Genomic DNA, 268 nt, shown 5'->3' on the forward strand with positions numbered 1-268 from the left:
CCGGGGTTCTGGGTGCAGGAGTGGTTCGACCTCAGCCGCAATCCATACGACAAACTGGGGCATTTCATTCAGGGCGTGACACCTGCCCTGCTCGCTCGGGAGATCCTGCTACGCCTGCGTTTCATTGCACCTGGGAGAATGCTGGGCTTTCTCGCAGTCTGCGTCGCGCTGGCGTTCAGCGCGTTCTATGAGCTGATCGAGTGGTGGGTGGCACTCATTGCCGGACAAGGCGCAGAGGACTTTCTCGGAACCCAGGGCGATCCATGGG

General features: G+C 60.8%; 1 protein-coding gene. It reads left to right on the top strand.

The features are described 5' to 3' along the window. A partial coding sequence (locus tag AAEZ09_RS28355; RefSeq protein ID WP_350601664.1) for a DUF2238 domain-containing protein occupies positions 1-268 on the top strand: 268 nt, incomplete at both ends.

Origin of the sequence: Pseudomonas sp. 65/3-MNA-CIBAN-0223 (assembly GCF_040310425.1) — a bacterium.
Classification (GTDB): Bacteria; Pseudomonadota; Gammaproteobacteria; order Pseudomonadales; family Pseudomonadaceae; genus Aquipseudomonas; species Aquipseudomonas gregormendelii.